This window comes from Candidatus Pelagibacter sp. Uisw_130 (assembly GCF_047722505.1).
Lineage (GTDB): Bacteria > Pseudomonadota > Alphaproteobacteria > Pelagibacterales > Pelagibacteraceae > Pelagibacter.
In genome coordinates, this window is sequence record NZ_CP159814.1 from 785,041 (window position 1) to 804,051 (window position 19,011).

At 29.4% G+C, this 19,011-nt stretch carries 22 protein-coding genes and 1 tRNA gene; 9 read left to right on the forward strand and 14 right to left on the reverse strand.

The features are described 5' to 3' along the window. The first annotated feature begins 1 nt into the window (after position 1). A complete protein-coding gene (locus ABXT55_RS04295) occupies positions 2–868 on the forward strand; it encodes an NAD(P)-dependent oxidoreductase (protein ID WP_415284079.1) in 867 nt (288 codons plus the stop codon). 6 nt (positions 869–874) lie between these two features. Next, complete coding sequence (locus tag ABXT55_RS04300; RefSeq protein ID WP_415284080.1) at positions 875–1,474, forward strand: pyridoxamine 5'-phosphate oxidase family protein; 600 nt, start codon at positions 875–877, stop codon at positions 1,472–1,474. Here the strand turns inward: ABXT55_RS04300 and ABXT55_RS04305 are convergent. Both ABXT55_RS04305 and ABXT55_RS04310 read right to left on the reverse strand, forming a co-directional pair. Beyond that, on the reverse strand, positions 1,471–2,253 hold the full coding sequence (locus ABXT55_RS04305; RefSeq protein WP_415284081.1) for a fumarylacetoacetate hydrolase family protein: 783 nt from the start codon (positions 2,251–2,253) through the stop codon (positions 1,471–1,473). The two genes, ABXT55_RS04300 and ABXT55_RS04305, sit on opposite strands and share 4 nt — an antisense overlap. 8 nt (positions 2,254–2,261) lie before the next feature. After that, positions 2,262–2,774, reverse strand: coding sequence for a gamma carbonic anhydrase family protein (locus tag ABXT55_RS04310; protein WP_415284082.1), 513 nt, complete (start codon positions 2,772–2,774; stop codon positions 2,262–2,264). Between the two features lie 20 nt (positions 2,775–2,794). Between ABXT55_RS04310 and ABXT55_RS04315 the strand changes: the two genes are divergently transcribed. Together ABXT55_RS04315 and ABXT55_RS04320 are read left to right on the forward strand one after the other, a co-directional pair. Then, complete coding sequence (locus ABXT55_RS04315; protein WP_415284083.1) at positions 2,795–3,349, forward strand: thioredoxin family protein; 555 nt, start codon at positions 2,795–2,797, stop codon at positions 3,347–3,349. Further along, the gene (locus ABXT55_RS04320) at positions 3,349–4,431 is read left to right on the forward strand and encodes a glycosyltransferase family 4 protein (protein WP_415284084.1); all 1,083 of its coding nucleotides are present in this window, start codon (positions 3,349–3,351) and stop codon (positions 4,429–4,431) included. The genes ABXT55_RS04315 and ABXT55_RS04320 overlap by 1 nt, the downstream gene beginning before the upstream one ends. Here the strand turns inward: ABXT55_RS04320 and ABXT55_RS04325 are convergent. Continuing rightward, on the reverse strand, positions 4,423–5,355 hold the full coding sequence (locus tag ABXT55_RS04325) for a glycosyltransferase family 9 protein (protein ID WP_415284085.1): 933 nt from the start codon (positions 5,353–5,355) through the stop codon (positions 4,423–4,425). The genes ABXT55_RS04320 and ABXT55_RS04325 overlap by 9 nt on opposite strands. Before the next feature lie 32 nt (positions 5,356–5,387). Here ABXT55_RS04325 and ABXT55_RS04330 point away from each other — a divergent pair, with 32 nt between their 5' ends. Continuing rightward, positions 5,388–5,777, forward strand: a complete 390-nt coding sequence (locus tag ABXT55_RS04330; protein WP_415284086.1) for a DUF6165 family protein — start codon at positions 5,388–5,390, stop codon at positions 5,775–5,777. Here ABXT55_RS04330 and ABXT55_RS04335 read toward each other — a convergent pair. From ABXT55_RS04335 to ABXT55_RS04365, 7 genes are all read right to left on the reverse strand, one after another. Further along, positions 5,774–6,445, reverse strand: coding sequence for an ABC transporter permease (locus tag ABXT55_RS04335; protein ID WP_415284087.1), 672 nt, complete (start codon positions 6,443–6,445; stop codon positions 5,774–5,776). The two genes, ABXT55_RS04330 and ABXT55_RS04335, sit on opposite strands and share 4 nt — an antisense overlap. Next, on the reverse strand, positions 6,445–7,137 hold the full coding sequence (locus tag ABXT55_RS04340) for an ABC transporter permease (RefSeq protein ID WP_415284088.1): 693 nt from the start codon (positions 7,135–7,137) through the stop codon (positions 6,445–6,447). Before ABXT55_RS04340 ends, ABXT55_RS04335 begins: the two co-directional genes overlap by 1 nt. Before the next feature lie 45 nt (positions 7,138–7,182). Next, the gene (locus tag ABXT55_RS04345; RefSeq protein ID WP_415284089.1) at positions 7,183–8,010 is read right to left on the reverse strand and encodes a transporter substrate-binding domain-containing protein; all 828 of its coding nucleotides are present in this window, start codon (positions 8,008–8,010) and stop codon (positions 7,183–7,185) included. 81 nt (positions 8,011–8,091) lie between these two features. Next, complete coding sequence (gene speD, locus ABXT55_RS04350) at positions 8,092–9,132, reverse strand: adenosylmethionine decarboxylase (protein WP_415284090.1); 1,041 nt, start codon at positions 9,130–9,132, stop codon at positions 8,092–8,094. Between the two features lie 6 nt (positions 9,133–9,138). After that, complete coding sequence (locus tag ABXT55_RS04355; protein WP_415284091.1) at positions 9,139–9,771, reverse strand: class II aldolase/adducin family protein; 633 nt, start codon at positions 9,769–9,771, stop codon at positions 9,139–9,141. Further along, positions 9,771–10,841 (reverse strand): S-methyl-5-thioribose-1-phosphate isomerase, encoded by a 1,071-nt coding sequence (gene mtnA, locus ABXT55_RS04360; protein WP_415284092.1) that lies wholly within the window; start codon positions 10,839–10,841, stop codon positions 9,771–9,773. The genes ABXT55_RS04355 and mtnA overlap by 1 nt, the downstream gene beginning before the upstream one ends. Further along, a complete protein-coding gene (locus tag ABXT55_RS04365) occupies positions 10,838–11,710 on the reverse strand; it encodes an S-methyl-5'-thioadenosine phosphorylase (RefSeq protein ID WP_415284093.1) in 873 nt (290 codons plus the stop codon). The genes mtnA and ABXT55_RS04365 overlap by 4 nt, the downstream gene beginning before the upstream one ends. Positions 11,711–11,751: 41 nt before the next feature. On the opposite strand from ABXT55_RS04365, the gene ABXT55_RS04370 reads away from it, so the two are divergent. Further along, positions 11,752–12,279: an adenine phosphoribosyltransferase gene (locus ABXT55_RS04370; RefSeq protein WP_415284094.1), complete on the forward strand. Its 528-nt coding sequence runs from the start codon at positions 11,752–11,754 to the stop codon at positions 12,277–12,279. A gap of 4 nt (positions 12,280–12,283) precedes the next feature. Here ABXT55_RS04370 and ABXT55_RS04375 read toward each other — a convergent pair whose 3' ends face one another. Continuing rightward, positions 12,284–13,147 (reverse strand): glycosyltransferase family 2 protein, encoded by an 864-nt coding sequence (locus tag ABXT55_RS04375; protein WP_415284095.1) that lies wholly within the window; start codon positions 13,145–13,147, stop codon positions 12,284–12,286. 52 nt (positions 13,148–13,199) lie between these two features. On the opposite strand from ABXT55_RS04375, the gene rfbB reads away from it, so the two are divergent. Both rfbB and ABXT55_RS04385 read left to right on the forward strand, forming a co-directional pair. Beyond that, positions 13,200–14,219: a dTDP-glucose 4,6-dehydratase gene (gene rfbB / locus ABXT55_RS04380; protein WP_415284096.1), complete on the forward strand. Its 1,020-nt coding sequence runs from the start codon at positions 13,200–13,202 to the stop codon at positions 14,217–14,219. Continuing rightward, the gene (locus tag ABXT55_RS04385) at positions 14,219–15,088 is read left to right on the forward strand and encodes a sugar nucleotidyltransferase (RefSeq protein ID WP_415284097.1); all 870 of its coding nucleotides are present in this window, start codon (positions 14,219–14,221) and stop codon (positions 15,086–15,088) included. The genes rfbB and ABXT55_RS04385 overlap by 1 nt, the downstream gene beginning before the upstream one ends. Here the strand turns inward: ABXT55_RS04385 and ABXT55_RS04390 are convergent. Further along, positions 15,089–15,165 (reverse strand) — tRNA-Met (locus tag ABXT55_RS04390). Positions 15,166–15,346: 181 nt separating this feature from the next. Here ABXT55_RS04390 and ABXT55_RS04395 point away from each other — a divergent pair. Then, on the forward strand, positions 15,347–16,237 hold the full coding sequence (locus tag ABXT55_RS04395) for a hypothetical protein (RefSeq protein ID WP_415284098.1): 891 nt from the start codon (positions 15,347–15,349) through the stop codon (positions 16,235–16,237). Positions 16,238–16,297: 60 nt separating this feature from the next. Here ABXT55_RS04395 and ABXT55_RS04400 read toward each other — a convergent pair whose 3' ends face one another. Beyond that, positions 16,298–16,525, reverse strand: a complete 228-nt coding sequence (locus ABXT55_RS04400) for a hypothetical protein (protein ID WP_415284099.1) — start codon at positions 16,523–16,525, stop codon at positions 16,298–16,300. Positions 16,526–16,566: 41 nt separating this feature from the next. Beyond that, positions 16,567–19,011: a GcvT family protein gene (locus ABXT55_RS04405; protein ID WP_415284100.1), complete on the reverse strand. Its 2,445-nt coding sequence runs from the start codon at positions 19,009–19,011 to the stop codon at positions 16,567–16,569.

A 19,011-nucleotide genomic window follows, 5' to 3' on the forward strand; every position in this document is an offset into this window, starting at 1 on the left:
TATGAGCAATGTTGCATTTATAGGTTTAGGTGTCATGGGTTATTCAATGGCAGGATATATATCAAAAGCGGGGCACAATGTAACTGTTTATAACAGAACTGCTGCAAAAGCTGACAAATGGGTTGCTGAATATAAAGGTTCAAAAGCAGACACACCTGCAAAAGCTACTGAAGGTGCTGACTTTATATTTACCTGTGTTGGTAATGATAACGATTTAAGAGAAGTAACTTTTGGTGGCAACGGTATTTTTAAAGCAATCAAAAAAGGTTCAGTTTACATTGATAACACAACCGCTTCTGCAACAATTGCTAGAGAAATTTATACTCATTCAATAAAAAGTGAATTTGGTTTCTTAGATGCACCCGTATCAGGTGGTCAAGCTGGTGCTGAAAATGGTGCCTTAACGGTAATGATTGGTGGAGATCAAGCAAACTTTGATAAAGCGAAAGACATTATTGATTGTTATAGCAAAAAAATGAAATTATTAGGTGGTGCAGGTAATGGCCAATTAGCAAAAATGGTTAACCAAATTTGTATTGCAGGTCTTGTTCAGGGTTTATCAGAAGCGATTAATTTTGGGAAAAAAGCAGGTTTAAATATGGAAGATGTAATTGAGGTTATATCTAAAGGTGCTGCTCAATCTTGGCAAATGGAAAATAGATACAAAACGATGATTGATGATCAATTTGAATTTGGTTTTGCAGTTGATTGGATGAGAAAAGATTTGAAAATCGCAATGGATGAAGCTAAAAATAATGACTCAAAACTCCCTGTAACAGAAATCGTTGATAAATATTATGGTGAAGTTCAAGACATGGGTGGAAACCGTTGGGATACTTCAAGTTTAATTAAAAGACTAAGTAAATAATCTCGAATGCAACCAGCATACTACGAAGATTTTGATGAGATCAAAAATAAGATCTGGTCCATGCTTGACAATGCTATCAAAGATAGAGGTTCTCAATTTAGAATTCCAGTATTTATTTGTGGTGGTCAAGATGACTTTGATGGCAGAATTGTAGTTCTTAGAAAATCAGATCGAGATAACAATCTTGTTCAATACCATAGTGATATCAGATCAGATAAAATTGCTAAGCTAAAAGAAAATAAAAATGCAGCAATGTTATTTTATGACAAGGATGAGAAAATCCAAGTTAGACTTAAAGTCGAATGCACCGTTAATCATGAAAATGATATTACAAAACAGTCTTGGTTAAAAACAGGACATATGAGTAGAAAGTGTTATTTAGTTGATAATGGACCAGGAACATTATCTGATACTCCTACTTCAGGGTTAAAACCTGAGTTAGATAATTTTGAATTTACGATGGAACAAAGTGAGGTGGGATATAAAAACTTTACTGTTATTCAATGCAAAGTTAAAAGTATTGAGTGGCTTTATTTAGCAGCTAAAGGACATCGTCGAGCTAAATTTGATTTAGAAAATAACAAAGATAACTGGTTAATTCCTTAGTAAAAAGAAGCCTTCACATCTCCAAATGTAGATGATGTAACTTCAATTAATTTTTTATCATTTATTGGAACTGGAAAACCATAAGCGCCTGTCAAAATTAAATCACCTTTTTTCAAATAAATTCTTTTTTTGGCTAGTTCTTTAACTAGCCACTCAATTTCTGAAAGCATATCATGTGGCCATCTTTTATTAACCCAAGTATCCATTATTTCATTGTCATAAATGAGCTTAAGATTAGTTTCTATTTTATCTATTGGTAATTTTGTTTCTGGGCCTAAAACCACTCCAGCATGTATTGCATTATTTGCAAGAAGTTCAGCTCCATATGGCTCATTACCATAAAAAATAAGATTGTGAATTTCAATTAAAGGATAAATTCCATCAATCGACTCTAGTATATAATCAAAAGAAGATAGTTCAGCTTTAATATCACGATTTAATATAATACCAAATTCAGCTTCCATTGCAGGGTTGGTGTAATTTTTTTTATTAAGAGTTACACCGCTAGTGTACAATTCACTTTTCCAAAGATAACCACATGCAGGTTGCGTAAATCCCATTTTTTTTTGAGTCTCTTTTGCAACACATCCTATTTTATATCCAATAATTATTTCTCCTCTCTTCTCTCTTAATCTTGCAATATTTGATTGAATAAGCAAAGCATCTTCATTACCTATTTCTATTTTCTCTTTAAAAATTGTCCCAGGATTCTTGGCATCATAATCCTCTAAAATTTTATTTGTAAATAGATCTAATTCCTTTTGAGATAAATGACTCATTTGGTTTTTTAAAATACTGATTTAGAATATTTTTTCCAATTTTCTTGGTAATGAATGGCATTTTCAGTAATTGACTTTGCTTCTTCACTTGAGATTTGTCTTACAATTTTACCAGGTGAACCAACAACTAAAGAATTATCGGGAATGATTTTTTTTTCAGTCACCAGTGCATTCGCCCCAATGATACAATTTTTTCCAATCTTTGCTCCATTTAAAATTACAGCACCAATTCCAATTAAAGAATTGTCTTCAATGGTGCATCCATGCAGCATAACTAAATGCCCAATGGTTACATCTTTACCAATTTTTAATGGGTAACCAGGATCAGTATGCAATACACTGCCATCTTGAATATTGGAGCCTTCACCTATGTGAATATTTTCAACATCACCTCTTAAGGTAACATTAAACCAAATACTGGTATTTTTTTCTAATGTAACATCACCAATGATAGATGCATTAGATGCAGACCAATTTTCACCTAAATTTTTAACTTTTTTATCTTCCAAATCATAAAACATAACTTATATATTATTATAACATGCCGTTAAAAACTCCAATATGTGATTTCGGACAAGCTGCTAAAAGCTTTGAATTAAAGTCAACTAATAACAAAATTATTAAATTAAATGATGTTAAAGGGATAAATGGAACTTTAGTTATGTTTATTTGTAATCACTGTCCTTACGTAAAAGCTGTTATTAAAGACATTGTTGAAGATTGTAAAAATTTAAAAGAATTAGGTATTACAGCAGTGGCCATATGCTCTAATGACACAATAAATTATCCTGAAGATAGTTTTGAAAATATGATTGAATTTGCAAGGAAACATCAATTTAATTTTCCCTATGTTTTTGATGAAACTCAAAATGTTGCAAAAAGTTATGATGCTGTGTGCACTCCTGATTTTTTTGGATACAATAATAGTTTAGAATTACAATACAGAGGTAGAATAAGAGAATTAGATAATCTAAAACCAGTAAGAGCTGGTGATAGTGATTTATTTATAGCAATGAAACAAATAGCTGAAACGACCAAAGGTCCTGAAACACAAATTCCAAGTGCTGGCTGCGGTATTAAATGGTTAGATAATTAATGTATTTAATAGTTACAAAAACCTTTCCTCCAGAAGTTGGTGGCATGCAGAATTTAATGTGGGGGTTAGCAAATGAACTTTCAAAACACTACATGATAAAAGTATTTGCTGATTATCATGAAAATTATAAGTTATTTGATGAGCAAGTTTCTTTTTCAATAGAGCGTGTTGGTGGAATAAAACTTCTTAGAAAATATAGAAAAGCTCAACTGATTAATGAATTTATTAAAGAAAATAAAATAGATGGCATTATTGCTGATCATTGGAAAAGTTTAGAACATCTTAAAACTAATAAAAAAAAGATATGCTTGATCCATGGTAAAGAAATTAATCATGAGAAAGGTACCTCTCTTAATCAAAGAGTGTTGGAGGTTTTAGATAATGTTGAAACTATTGTTGCTAATTCTGAGTATACTAAAAATTTAGCAATTTCATTGGGGGTTCAACAAGATAAAATTATAGTTATTAATCCTGGTGTTGATCTTGTTGAAGAATTAAATAAAAAGACTTTAGATAAAGTAGAGAATTTATTAAAACATAAGTCTCCAAGACTTATTACTGTTTCTAGATTTGATAAAAGAAAAAACCATGAAAAAGTAATCATGGCACTTCGAAATTTAAAACAAGTCTACCCAAGTATTATCTACATTTGTGTGGGTTATGGCGATGAAGAAGAAAATATTAAAAAATTAGTAGCCGAACTAGGTCTTCAACCCCAAGTGATGTTCTTCAAGGATGTCTCTAATGAATTAAAAAATGCATTAGTTGCTAAATCAGATATTTTTGTCATGCCTTCAGTTGTTCATAAAAAATCTGTTGAAGGATTTGGTATTGCTTATGTTGAGGCTGCACAATATGGATTGCCCTCTCTTGGAGGAAAGGATGGGGGTGCAGCAGATGCAATCGAACATGAGAAAACAGGTTTAATATGTGATGGCAATGAATTAGATGAAGTTTATTCATCAATTAATTTGATGTTAGAAAATAATAAATTCCATGAATACGGAAAAGCTGCAAAAGAAAATTCTACTAGATTTAAATGGAGTTCAATTATTGAAGAATATAAAAAAATATTAAATTAATATTTTTTCTAAAACTTTACCTGCGCTTAGTTTTTCTAAATCATCAACCTGTATTGCTTTAAAATTTTCTCTTTCAACACTAACTTTAAAAGCTGTTGTGTGTTTACCGAATAAGGTCAAACCTTTTACTCCTAGATGTGCTGAAATATGAGCTGGACCTGTATCATTTGCAATTACAAATGAACTTTCTTTAATCAAACTTGCAAGTTGAGAAATATCTAAAGCTTTACCTTTATCTAAAATTGAAACAGCCTTAATATTTTTTGCATCATTGATTTCAGAGGGCCCAGGTGCAACTACTACTTTAATTTGATCTCCATATTTATTTTTAATTAACTCTATTAGCTCATTGTAATGGGGCCATTTTTTATGAGCTAGATGAGCTGAACAAAAGGGAAATAAAACAATATATTTATCTAAATTAAATTCTTGTTTAATATTATCAATGTTGATGACTGCCCAATTAAAGTTAGGCTTCATAGTGTGTTCAGTTTTAATTCCAGAAGTTTTAAGTTGATGATCAAATCGATTTAAAACTGGGTCTTTATCAAATTCTTCTTTTAAAATATTACTTGGCAAGGTGGTTTCTGAACTAGACCAAGTATCAAAATTTGATTTTGGAAATAAAATATTTTTATAAAATTTTGTTCTAGATGAGTTTTGTAAATCATAAACTTTTTTTACATTAATTTTCTTTAAAGTTCTCATTAACAAATATAGATAAATTAAATTAAATCTTGATTTACGTCTGTCTAAAATAACATTGTGTACAAGTGGGTTTTTTCTAAATAATTCAAAATAGAGTTTTGTTGTTAATATATGTATTTGATCTTCTGGGTGGTTTTCAGAAATATCTTGAATTGCCCCACAAGCTTGGGCTATATCTCCTAAAGAACCATGTTTGATAATTAAAATATTAGACATATTTCTAACAACTTAACATAGTATAAATTTTTATGAATAAAATTCTAGTTGAAGTCTCAGTGGGTGAACTTTTGGATAAAATTTCTATTTTAGAGATTAAACAAGAAAAAATTAAAGACCCTGAAAAACTAAAATTTATTAATGATGAGCATGGTATTTTAAAAGATCAATTAGATAACAATGTTAAATCTGATGAAAAACTTAATACTCTTTTCCAATCCTTAAAAGATATTAATGCAAAGTTATGGGTGATTGAAGATAATAAAAGATTGTGTGAAAAAAATTCTGATTTTACTGAAAACTTTATAAAATTATCAAGAGATATTCATTTTTTAAATGATGATCGTGCTAAGATTAAACTAGAGATGAATAATCATACAGGTTCTAAGATTAAAGAAATTAAAGAATATACTTCTTATTAAAAACTATATTTTTTTTCTAAATATTTTATCAAGTTGTGAATGATAAAAGTCATAAATAAATAAATTCCACCTGCTAAAAGAAACACCTCTAAAGGTTTATAAGTGGTTGATACAATGTGTTTAGCAACACCAGTAATATCCATTAATGTTACAGTGCTTGCAAGTGATGTACCTTTCATCATTAATATAATTTCATTACCATAAGCTGGTAAAGATTGTTTAATCGCTACTGGAATTTGAATTTTATATAAAATAATTTTGTTTGATATCCCTAAACTTTTACCAGCTTCAATAATTCCAGGTTTTATAGTTTGAAAAGCTGATCTTAAAATTTCTGAAGTATAAGCTCCTGTATTTAAAGCGAATGCAATAATTGCACACCAATAGGGTTCTTTTAAAATGACCCAAAGAAAAGTTGATCTTAACCACTCAATTTGTCCAAGACCATAATAAATTATAAATATTTGAACCAATAAAGGAGTTCCTCTAAATAAATAAGAATACCCGTAAGCAAATTTATTAATAAATGGGTTTTTGTTTAATCTTAAAACTGCAAATAAAAATCCAATAAATAAACCTATGATTAAAGATGCCGATAATAACTTTAAGGTTATAACTGCTGCACTTAGTAGTTTTGGCAAACTTGTTATCATTAAATCAAAATCCATTAAAAGCCCCTACTATATTTGACTTCAAGTCTGTTAATTAATTTCATGCTCAAAAATGTAAGCATCAAATATAAAACTGCTGCAAAACAATAAAAGAATAAAGGATCTCTAGTGGAGCCCGCTGCAATATAAGATTGTCTCATAATTTCAACTAAACCTGTGACTGATATTAAAGATGTATCTTTTAAGGTGATCTGCCAAACATTACTTAAGTTCGGAATAGCAAGCCTTAACATTTGAGGCAGAATTATTTTATAAAATTGTACAAATTTACTAACCCCTAAAACTTTAGCAGCTTCAAATTGACCTTTATCTATTGACTGAATGGCACCTCTAAATACTTCTGTTGAATAAGCGCCTGATATAATGCCGATTGCAACTGAACCAGTAATAAATGCATTAATTTCTATATATTCAAAATAGCCAAAAATTGAAGCAACATACATTATTGCTCCACTGCCTCCAAAAAAGAAAAGATAGATTACTAACAATTCTGGAACACCTCTAATTACTGTTGTGTAAGTATTGCCAATGAAATTTAGAAATTTATTATTTGATAATTTAAGTGGCGTAAAGATTAATGAAAATATAAAACCAATTAACATTGCAGTAACTGCTACTGCAATTGTCATTAGAGTTGCATAAAACAACTCGTCTCCCCAGCCTGTTTTTCCGAATGATAAAAGATCCATATCGAAAGGGCGACTAAATAAATAGTCGCCTTTTCAAAATATTATTTACATAGAAGCGTCAAAGCCAAAATACTTGATTGCAAGTCTAGAAATAACTCCATCTTTTCTTGCTTGATCAATGGCTTTGTTAAAAGCTTTTAAAAGTTCAGCGTCTCCTTGTCTTAAGCCAACTCCAACACCATTCCCGAATGCGCCACCTGAAAAAGTTGGTCCAACAAGAACAACTGATTTTCCAGATTTTTCAGCATAATCAGTAAATGCTACTGCTGCAGCTAAAGCAACATCACATCTTCCTGCTTCTAAGTCTAGATTAACTTCATCTTGAGTTTTGTAAGTTCTAACATTTACTTTACCTACATCACCAGACTCTAAAAAGTTTTGGTGAATAGTTCCTGTTTGAGTACAAACAGTTTTACCAGATAAAGCTCCAGTAATAGTTTTAAGTGCTTTATTAACAGCTGAACCACCCAATGTTAGATTCACTCCGTCTAGAGTTTCCATTCCCTCTAAATCTGAACCTTTCATAACAGCAAGTGAAGCAACTTCGTCAGCATAACCTTGAGAGAAAGTAATTACTTTTTTTCTTTCATCTGTAATTGACATTCCAGCCATAATTGCATCAAATTTTCTCATTTGAAGAGCTGGTATCATTCCATCCCAATCTTGCTCAACAACTTCACATTGTCTTCCAATGTATCTACAAAGTGAATGAGCTAACTCTACCTCAAAACCAATAAGAGCACCTGAAGCGTCCTTAGAGTTCCATGGTGGGTAAGCGCCTTCTGTTCCAATCTTTATTTTATCGGCGTAAACATTTCCGATTAATAATAAAGAAGCAAGAACAGTTAAAATTGTTTTTTTAAATATACTCATTTTTTTCTCCATAAATTTTAGGGTGAAAATCCCCCCTTAGGGATATTTATTTCACAAATTTGCTAATTTAAAAAGAAATTTTTAGTGATTAATAGATGATGAAAAGTTCCAAGAACAGTCGAAACTTGGGATGTAAACCCTATCCAAAGTTGTATTTCCAAAATTCTTATTGAATACATCTAGCCATTTCTCTACTTGTTCTGGTTTCTTATCTTGACTACCCACTTGAGCGGTAATTACTCCATTTGGCTTTAAAATTCTAATTAGCGAATCCATATTTTTAGCTGCAAGATCTATGCAAAACTGATCGTCATTAAGATCAACAAAAATTTTATCATATTTATCATCTTCAACAGATTTTATACTTTCAAAAGCATCTCCCCAAATACATTTAACTGAATTTTTTTCTGTTGATTTATTACCAATGGTTCCAAGGTGTTTATTGCAAACTTCAACTACTTCTGGATCAAGCTCATACCAGTCTATAAAATCAAAACCTTTAGACATGCACTCTCTTGCAACCCCACCATCTCCACCGCCAATGATAGCAGCTGTGCCCATGTCTTTATTTAATTTTAAAGCAGCATTCACAAAAGTTGAACTGTACAAAACTTCATCATTTGTTGCGACTTGAATTTCATTATCTATAAAAAGTGATTTACCAAATTGTTCTAAATCTAAAATTTCTATATGTTGACCTACTTTAGATTTAAAATCTTCTAAGACTTCATTTACAACATAAGATTTTTGTAAACCTGGTGAGCTATAGATGTCATGATATAAGGATTTAGTATCTCTATTAAATTCTTTTTTAACAATTCTTTTATGTTTGAATTCTTTTTTAACAATTTCTAAAGCTATAGATGGACTTACTTTTCCACATGTAAAAAAATCAAAACTAATAATTCCTTTTTCAGGGAATGTATGAAAGCTAATATGACTTTCAGCTAATAGTGCAAGTATTGTAAAACCCTGTGGTTCAAATTTATATTTAGAAATTTCAAGAACTGTTACTTCTGCTGCTTTTGCAATTTTACGTATAACACTCTCAAATAATGATGGGTCATATTCTTGAGTTGTTCCAATAATATCTAAAGTTACGTGTTCACCTACTTTAGTCATAAAAAATTATCCCCTCTTATAATTTTTTGCTTTACTTAAAACTTTACTCATTTCTTTTGATGATAAAATTTTAGGCTTACCAATTTTTAGGGCTTTTATATACTGGTTCGAAAGATTTTCAACCTCTTCAGCTAACTCAAATGCTTTTGATAAATTTTCAGAAAATGCAATCTGTCCGTGATTGCCTATTAAGCAAGCATTTCTTTGTCTTAATGCTTTAAGAATATTTTTAGATAACTCTCTTGTTCCATAAGTTGCATATTTTGCACATTTAATATCGTTACCACCTGCCATTGCTATCATATAATGAAATGCTGGAATACCTTTTCCATGAGTAGAGATTGCTGTTGCGTAGTTTGAGTGTGCATGAACAATTGCTTTAGCTTCTTTTTTACTCAAGTAAATATCCTGATGAAATCTCCATTCAGAGGATGGTATTCCTTTTTTTTCATCAAATTTACCTTTAAAGGAAACAAAAACTATATCTTTATTTTTCAACGAAGAGTATTTAGTTCCTGAGGGTGTTATTAAAAAACCGTCTTGAAATCTTGCGGATATATTTCCAGATCTTAAAGCTGAAAGCTTTCTACTATTCAGCATTTTAGCGTACTTAATAACTTCAGACCTTAAAATTTTCATTATTTAAACATTTTCTTTAATGCATCACTTGATGCTTCACAAATTCCTTTTTCAGTTATTAATCCTGTTACATATTTTGATGGTGTAACATCAAAAGCAAGATTCATTGCTTTGCTTTTTTTTGGATAAATTAAAATTTTTTTAATTTTATTATTTTCATCCATACCTTCAATATGAGATAACTCTTCTGAATTTCTTTCTTCAATTGGGATATCTTTTCCCTCTTTAATTTTCCAATCAATAGTCGAACTTGGTAACGCCACATAAAATGGGACATTATTATCATGAGCGGCCAAAGCTTTAAGGTAAGTGCCTATCTTATTACAAACATCTCCATTAGATAAGGTTCTGTCTGTTCCAACAATACACATATCAACATCACCTCTTTGCATTAAAATTCCGCCTGTATTATCTGCAATAATTGTATTTGGAATATTTTCTTCATTTAATTCATATGAAGTTAAATTTGCACCTTGGTTTCTAGGTCTTGTTTCATCAACCCAAACATGGACTGGAATACCCTTTTGATGAGCATGATAAATAGGGGAAGTCGCTGTTCCCCAATTGATAGTTGCTAACCAACCTGCATTGCAATGAGTTAAAATATTAATTGTTTTTTTTGTTTTGTTGTAAATTTCCTCAATTATTTTTAATCCATTAAGTCCAATATTTTCACAAAATTTTTCATCCTCATCACAAATTTCTTTAGCTTCATTTAAAGCAATATCTAAAATTTGATCACTATTAATACCTGATAATTTTTTCATCATACGATCTACAGCCCACTTTAGATTTATAGCAGTAGGTCTTGACTCAATTAACTCTTCAGAACTTTTCTTAATAAAATCAGGATCATTATTTTCCTGAACTGCCAGTACCATTCCATAGGCAGCTGTTCCTCCAATTAAAGGTGCGCCTCTTACTTCCATTACTTTAATGGCATTAATTGAATCTTTAACTGTTTTTAAATCTTTAATAATAAACTGATGTGGAAGTTTTGTTTGATCAATTATTTTGACAACATTTTTTTCATACCAAATAGTTCTATATTCTTTATTTTGAATTTTCATTTAGATAGAGCTCTACCAGCTACTGTCTTAAGTTTATCTATTGTTTTTTTAGTTCTTTTTTCAGGTGCTGTAATAATTGCTACATCTAAACAATTATTTGTTGGATCATTAGGGTCAATATGATCTTCAAAATTATCAATTAAGTTCTTAATCATTTTTTTTGCTTTTTCAGCGTTGCCTAAAAGAACTTTGATAACCTGTTGAACATCAACATTTTCATGGTCGGGATGCCAACAATCAAAATCTGTAACCATTGATACAGACGCATACTTAATCTCAGCTTCTCTTGCGAGTTTTGCTTCAGGCATATTTGTCATTCCAATAACATCAGCATTCCACGATCTATATAAATTAGACTCAGCTAATGTTGAAAATTGAGGTCCTTCCATAACCACATAAGTTCCATTTCTTTGATAATCTATATTAGATTTTTTAATTGCATCTTCACAAGCATTCATCAAACCATTAGAAGTTGGGTGTGCCATTGAAACATGAGCAACAATTTCATCATCAAAAAAAGTTTTTGTTCTTGCAAAAGTTCTATCAATAAATTGATCTACAATAACAAATTTTCCTGGTGGTAAATCCTCTTTAAGAGAGCCTACAGCTGATACCGAAACTATATCTGTAACACCTAGTTGTTTTAGTGCATCTATGTTTGCTCTAAAGTTTATATTAGATGGAGAAACAAAATGGCCCCTTCCATGTCTTGGTAAAAAATAAACTTCTTTATTGTTATAATTTGTCTTTAAAATTTTATCTGATGGTTTTCCCCAAAAAGTATTTATATCAAGTAATTCACGATCTTTAAATTCTTCAACATCATAAAGGCCGCTACCACCAATAATTGCTAATTTATTTGTTGTCATAATCAAAAATTTATTTATTTATACTTTTATAATTAACTATTATGAATTTAAAAGATTATATTAGATCAATCCCAGATTATCCAAAAAAAGGTATTCTATTTAGGGATATTACAACTCTAATAAAGAATGCAGATGCATTTGAAGAATGTATTAATCAAATAATTGAAAGAACCAAAAATTACAAAATAGATAAAATTGCTGCAATTGAATCAAGAGGATTTGTATTTGCTTCAGCAGTTTCTTATCTACTTAAAAAACCTTTTATTATGTTTAGAAAAAAGAACAAACTTCCAGCTGAAACTCATTCAGTTGATTTTGAATTAGAGTATGGAACAGCAACTATTGAAGTACACAAAGATTCAATTGATAAAGACGACTCAGTTTTGATTATAGATGATTTAATAGCAACAGGTGGAACAGCTGAAGCTGCAGCTAAACTTGTTGAAATGTCGAATGCTAAAATTGCAGCATTTATTTTTGCAATAAATCTTTTTGACTTAGGTGGTGTAGATAAGTTAAAAAAAAGTGGATATAAAATAGAAAGCTTAATAGATTTTCCTGGTCATTAATATTTTAAATTTGTGGCCTATACCAAGATTTTTTACCAAACATCGAATTAATTAATCCTAAAAAACGCATTATATAAATTTTTCTTTTAAATTTATTACATATTAAAAAGTAATAAAAAAATTTAATTATAGAAGTGATCAACGTGGGTAGACTTTTCAATAGAGCCTTTGGATAACCATAATGTTTTTTGTTAAAATAAAATTTTGACCACATCCAATGCCAATTTCTTAAAAATTCAATTTCTTTTTCATGGATAGTTGAGTGAGACTTACCTCCTAAATGATGAATTTTTGCTTTTTTTGCAACATATATTTTATTATTTTCTGTTTTTTTTCTAAGACATAAATCGTCATTTTCTAAATATAAAAAAAAATTCTCATCAAAATAAATATTATCATTAAATTTATTTTTGTTTATTAACATTGCATATCCATCAACAGAGTCTACGCTTAAAAAATCAGTGTCATCATTTTCTATTTTTTTATTTATAATCTTATAATTTGGATATTTAATATCATCAGAAATTGGTGCCAAAATTGAATAATCATTATATTTTAATGACAAAGCAATCAATTCTTGAATAGTATCTTTATGAAACTTAACATCAGGATTGATGACAAAGGCATAATCTGTTTTACATAATTTAATTCCTTTATTATTTGCAGCTCCCATGCCACTATTATCTTGAACAACAACATTAATTTTTGAATATTTTTCTTCAAGTTGTTTTTTTAATTCTTGATTATTTGAATTTTCAATAATAATTATATTAGAATCTTTTGGTAAAGACTCGATACATTCATGAATGATGTGCTCACTTTTAAATGTAACGATAATAAATGTTAGGTTATTTAAGCTTAATGTCATTATTGAAGTAAATTATTATATACTTATTATATCGATTATTATAAATAAAATCATGCAGAAAATAATAGTTACTGGTGGTCTTGGCTTTATAGGTAGCAATCTAATTGAACTATTAATTCATAAAAAATTTAAAGTTATAAATTTAGACAAAGTTACGTACTCATCTAATTTTTACAATACAAAGGAGTACCTAAAAAAATCAAACTATAAATTTATTAAATGTGACCTAAATAACAAAAATAAACTTAATAAAATTATTTTTAAATATAAACCTGCAGGTATTTTTAATTTAGCAGCAGAAACTCATGTGGATCGGTCCATTGATAGTCCTGAAGGTTTTATTAACAGTAATATCGTGGGTGTTTTTAATTTACTTGAAATTTTCAAAAAATATTCGAAGTCAAATAAGAAAGTTAGGTTAATTCATATTTCTACTGATGAGGTATATGGTGATATATTAAAAGGAAGGTCTCATGAAAATTTTCCCTATAAGCCAAGTTCACCCTATGCAGCCAGTAAAGCCGCATCCGATCATCTTGTTAGTTCATACGTTAGAACATACGGGATTCCAGCAATAGTTACAAATTGTTCAAATAATTATGGCCCAAAACAACATCCTGAAAAACTTATCCCAAAGTTAATTTACAATATCTTGAATAATAAAAATTTGCCCATTTATGGCAATGGGAAAAATTCAAGAGAATGGATATATGTTCATGATCATTGTGAAGCTTTGATAAAAGTTTTACAAAAAGGAAAAATTGGTGAATTTTATAATATTGGTTCAAATAAAAATTTGAACAATCTTGAAATTTGTAAAGCATTAATAAAAATTGCAAAAAAATATAATTTAATTGGCACAAATGTTAAAATTAAATTTATTAAAGATCGACCAGGTCATGATATTAGGTACGCTCTTGATAGCAAAAAAATATTGAAAAATTTAAAATGGAAAACAAAAGTAAACTTTAAAAATGGTTTAGAAAAAACTTTTTTATGGTATCTTAATAATAACAACTACTACAAATCTATTTCAACAAAAGATATAGTTAAAAGAATAGGAAAATTATAATGATTAAAAAAGGGATAATTTTAGCTGGTGGAATGGGAACTAGAATGAGTCCACTAACTAAGGCTGTTAATAAACAGTTGTTACCCATTTACGATAAACCTTTAATTTTCTACCCTCTTTCAATTTTATTATTGGCTAAAATTAAAGATATACTTATTATTGTAAACAAAGGTCAATTAGATCAATATAAAAAAATAATTCCAAATGGTAATAACTTAGGCGTTAACATAAGCTATTTAGAGCAAGAAAGTCCTAAAGGTTTGCCAGATGCTTTTATTCTTGGAAAAGATTTTATAGGTAAGGATAATGTTGCTTTAATACTTGGCGATAATTTTTTTTATGGGCAAAACCTTTCTAAAATGCTTCTTAATTGCTCTAAATTAAATGAAGGAGCTAAAGTTATATTGCACAAAGTTCCAAATCCAGAATTATTTGGTGTTGCTAAAATAAATAATTTAAAAAAAATAACCTCTATTAAAGAAAAACCAAAAAAATTCATATCTGATTTTGCTATAACTGGTTTGTATTTTTTTGATAATAAAGTTGTAAAATATGCAAAACAATTAAGACCTTCTAAACGAGGTGAATTAGAAATAACGGATCTTTTAAAAAAATATTTATCTACAAGCAAGCTTAAAGCTGAGCAATTGGGTAGAGGTGGAGCTTGGCTAGACACAGGATCTATTGAAGATTTTTATAAGACTTCTTTATTTGTGTCTGCTATTGAAAATAGACAGGGTTTTAAAATTGCCTGTATTGAAGAGATTGCTTATCTGAATAAATGGATTGGGAAAAAAGAAATGTTAAAGGCTATTAAGTTTTATGGAAATTGTGAATATTCTAATTATTTAAGAAAACTTATATCTTAATGGTAGCGGGAAGTGGAATCGAACCACTGACCTCAGGCTTATGAGTCCTGCGCTCTAACCGACTGAGCTACCCCGCCACTTAATTATTGTTGATTTATAATAGATTTTATTTTTAGTGCAATCAAGTTTTTCTGAATTTTAATAATAGATATACAGCGAATATGCATCAACACCCAAAGCTTTTAATATCTTTATATCTTGTGCATAATTTGTAAAACTTTTTCACCAACAGAATAAAAAATAATTAACAATTTAAGTTTGTCTAATATTGTAATATTAATTGAAGAAATGGACCTAATAATTGTAGCACTTGGCGTAGTACCTAAATACTTAGATGATTGCATTAAACAAATTACCTTTACGCAAAAAAATTATACTATTCATTTAATCAAGAGCAGTTCTTCAGACTACACAAACCATAATTGTTTGACCACAGATGTAGAAAATATTCCTATGAGTAAAAATCACTCTCATTTTATTCAAAACAGTAAATTAATTAAAAAAAAATTTAGAAATTTCTTTTGGAGATTTTCAACAGAAAGACTTTACGTTATTGATGATTATTTGCAAATGCATGATCTAAAGGACATAATACATATTGAGACCGATGTACTGCTATATCAAGATTTAGAAAATGTTATGCCCGTATTACAAAGTTATGATTTTGCATGTGTTAGAGATAGCGATATTAGAGTAATTGGATCAATTATTTATATTAAAGATAAAGAAATAAGTAAAAAAATATCATCTATAGCAAGTGAATATATAAATGAAAATGATATGGTTATCCTTCACTACATCGAAAAAAAAATAAATAACTCTTTGTGTTTGCCCATAGGTGATAATGATAATTATAGAAATGGTTTCAAATATATATTTGATGCAGCAAGTATAGGGCAGTTTTTGGATGGCATTGATCCTCGAAACAAAGCTAGAACTATAATGAGCTTTGTAAAAGGGTTAAAAAAATTATTTAAAAAAAAAGTAGAAATAAATTTTATAAATAAAGACTCAAATTTAAATATATCTGAATGGGAAATTAAATGGATTAATAACAAACCATATAAAAAAACTAATAACTGTCTAATCCCTATAGTTAATCTACATATACATTCTAAAAATTTAAAAAAATTTATTTCCTCTAACTGAATGACTGGCCATTTAGATTATTGTAGTGAACAATAATAATTTTTATTTTGCTTAATAGGGTTATTTTATAAACATTATAAAAATTGAAAAAAAACCTAGTGATAAAATTGATGAGCTGTAAAAAATAATTTTTCTTTTAGTTTCCTTTATTTTATCTACTCGTACTCGATTCAATAATATATTGATGTCTACAATTCTCTTTTTACCATTATATTGTAATGGAATAATTTTTTTTTTGACTTTTTTTTCATTGATATGTTTTTGGTTATGAAAATAAGTTTTTTGCATAACATTATTTAACCATCAATTATTTAACTCAGCAACTAAAATTATAATAATCTAGCTTGTTTGTCTTTTAGTGGAACGATTTCTACTATTACTGGGAATTTTTGTTTAGCGACCTCAATATATAGGTCCATTTTTGAAAGTTCTTCATTTGAATGTACTGAACTTACATATCCAAAAGATAGATTTTTTTTATAATTAAAAGAATAATTCCCTGATGTTGTTCTTCCGATAATCTTATCCCCAACATAAATTGGTTCTTCATGTAATAATAATGGTGTGCCTGGCTTACTATCTTTAAGAGACAGTATAATAAATCTTCTATTCTGTTTTTTATCTTTTATTTTTAATAAGCTTTCTTTGCCAATAAAGTCCGTTTCTTTTTTATAACTAATTGCAAAATTTAATCCTGCCTCATACTGATTTTCTTCTGGTGAAATGTCATGACCCCAATGTAAAAAACCACTTTCCATTCTCATGGTATCCATTGCATGTGAACCACAGTGAGATAAGTCATGATTTTTTCCCTCTTCAACAATTATTTGATAAATTTCTTTAGCATCTTTATTTTCAATATAAAGTTCAAATCCTAGTTCCCCTACATAAGATAATCTTTGTGCCCAAACTTTTTTTGACCCAAGAGTTATGAATTTCCCATAACCAAATTTGAGTGTTTCATTGCTAAAATCATCATTTGAAATTTTTGAAATTAAGTTTCTACTTTTGGGTCCAAAAACTCCTAAACATGCAAGGTCATTAGTAATATCTTTAAATTCTAAATTTGGTAATAAATGTTTTAAAATATGTGCTTTATCATGAGTTTTTGTTGCAGCTGAACTTATTATTCTAAAATAATTTTTATCAATACAAATGACCGTTAAGTCTGTTTCAATTCCTCCAGCCTCATTCAACATCTGCGTGTAAGTTGATCTACCTATTTCATTTTTAATGTTAGCAGTGCATATTCTTTGTAATTCACTGTATGCTTGCTCTCCTTTTATTTCATATTTTGAAAACGGAGAGAGTTCATATAAGCCAACATTGGTAATTGTATTTTTTGTTTCAAATTGAACAGAAGGATACCAATTCTGGTAATCAAAACTGTATTTGTATTCTGCTTTTTCATTATTTTTTGCATACCACATAGGTCTTTCGTATTCACCAGATACACCAAAGCATGCTCCTTCTTTTTTTAACTCTTCATGATAAGGTAATAGTCTTTGATTCCTTGAGGTGATATGCTGTTTGTAAGGCCAGTGCATTCCATATAAATCACCAAGAGTTTCTGTAACCCTTTCCATAATAAATTTTTTAGATGAATGAAATTTTTGAAATCTTTTAATATCAAGTGAAAATAAATCTTCATTCATGTATCCATTAATCATCCATTCAGCAGTAACTCTGCCCGCACCCCCAGAACTTGCTATACCGATGCTATTAAATCCACAACAAGTAAAAAGATTATTCACTTCTGGAGTTTCTCCTAAAAGATATTGAGTATCCGGTGTAAAAGATTCAGGTCCTGAAAAAAATTTTCTAATTCCAGCAGTTTCTAACATGGGTAATCTTTTAAATGATTTTTCCAAATAAGGTTCAAAGTGATCAAAATCATCTGGAAACTCTCCAAATGAAAAGTCTTCTGGAACAACTCCCTTGTCTTTAAAGGCAGGTTTTGCGTTAGGTTCAAATATTCCAACTAACATTTTCCCTGCATCTTCTTTTAAATAAAGACAGGAATTATAGTCTCTTAAAACTGGCAAGTTTTTAGGTAATTTATCTAATGGTTCTGTGATTATGTAAAAGTGTTCATTAGGATATAATGGAATACTTACACCAATATCTTCTCCAATTTGTCTAGACCACATCCCGGTTGCAATTACGACATATTCACAATCAATTTTGCCAAATTTAGTTTGAACACCAACAATTTTTTTATCTTTAACTAATATTTTTTCAACAGGAGTTTTCTCAAATATCTGAGCTCCTTCCATCTTTGCAGCTTTAGCTAATACATTGGTGACCCCTACAGGATCTGCCTGACCATCTTCTGGCATATAAACTCCACCTAAAATATCAGCATCATTTATAACAGGATAGAGTTCTTTTATTCTTTGTTTAGTAACGCTCTCAACATTAACATCAAATAATTGTGCTGCTGTTGCTTGTCTTAATAATTCTTGCAATCTTTCAGGTGTACTTGCAACTGTGATTGCTCCATTTTGTTTTAATCCAGTTGATAATCCAGTTTTTTTTTCTAATTCTTTATAAAGATTTAAAGAGTATTTTCTAAGACGTGTAATGGTGGATGATGCCCCTAGTTGACCAACGAGACCTGCTGCATGCCAAGTAGTTCCTGAAGTTAACTGATCTCTTTCTAATAATACCGTATCTTTCCAACCGTATTTTGCAAGGTGATAAGCAACTGAACAGCCTGCGATACCTCCTCCAATTACAATAACTTTTGCATTGCTTGGAAGTTTTTTATCCAC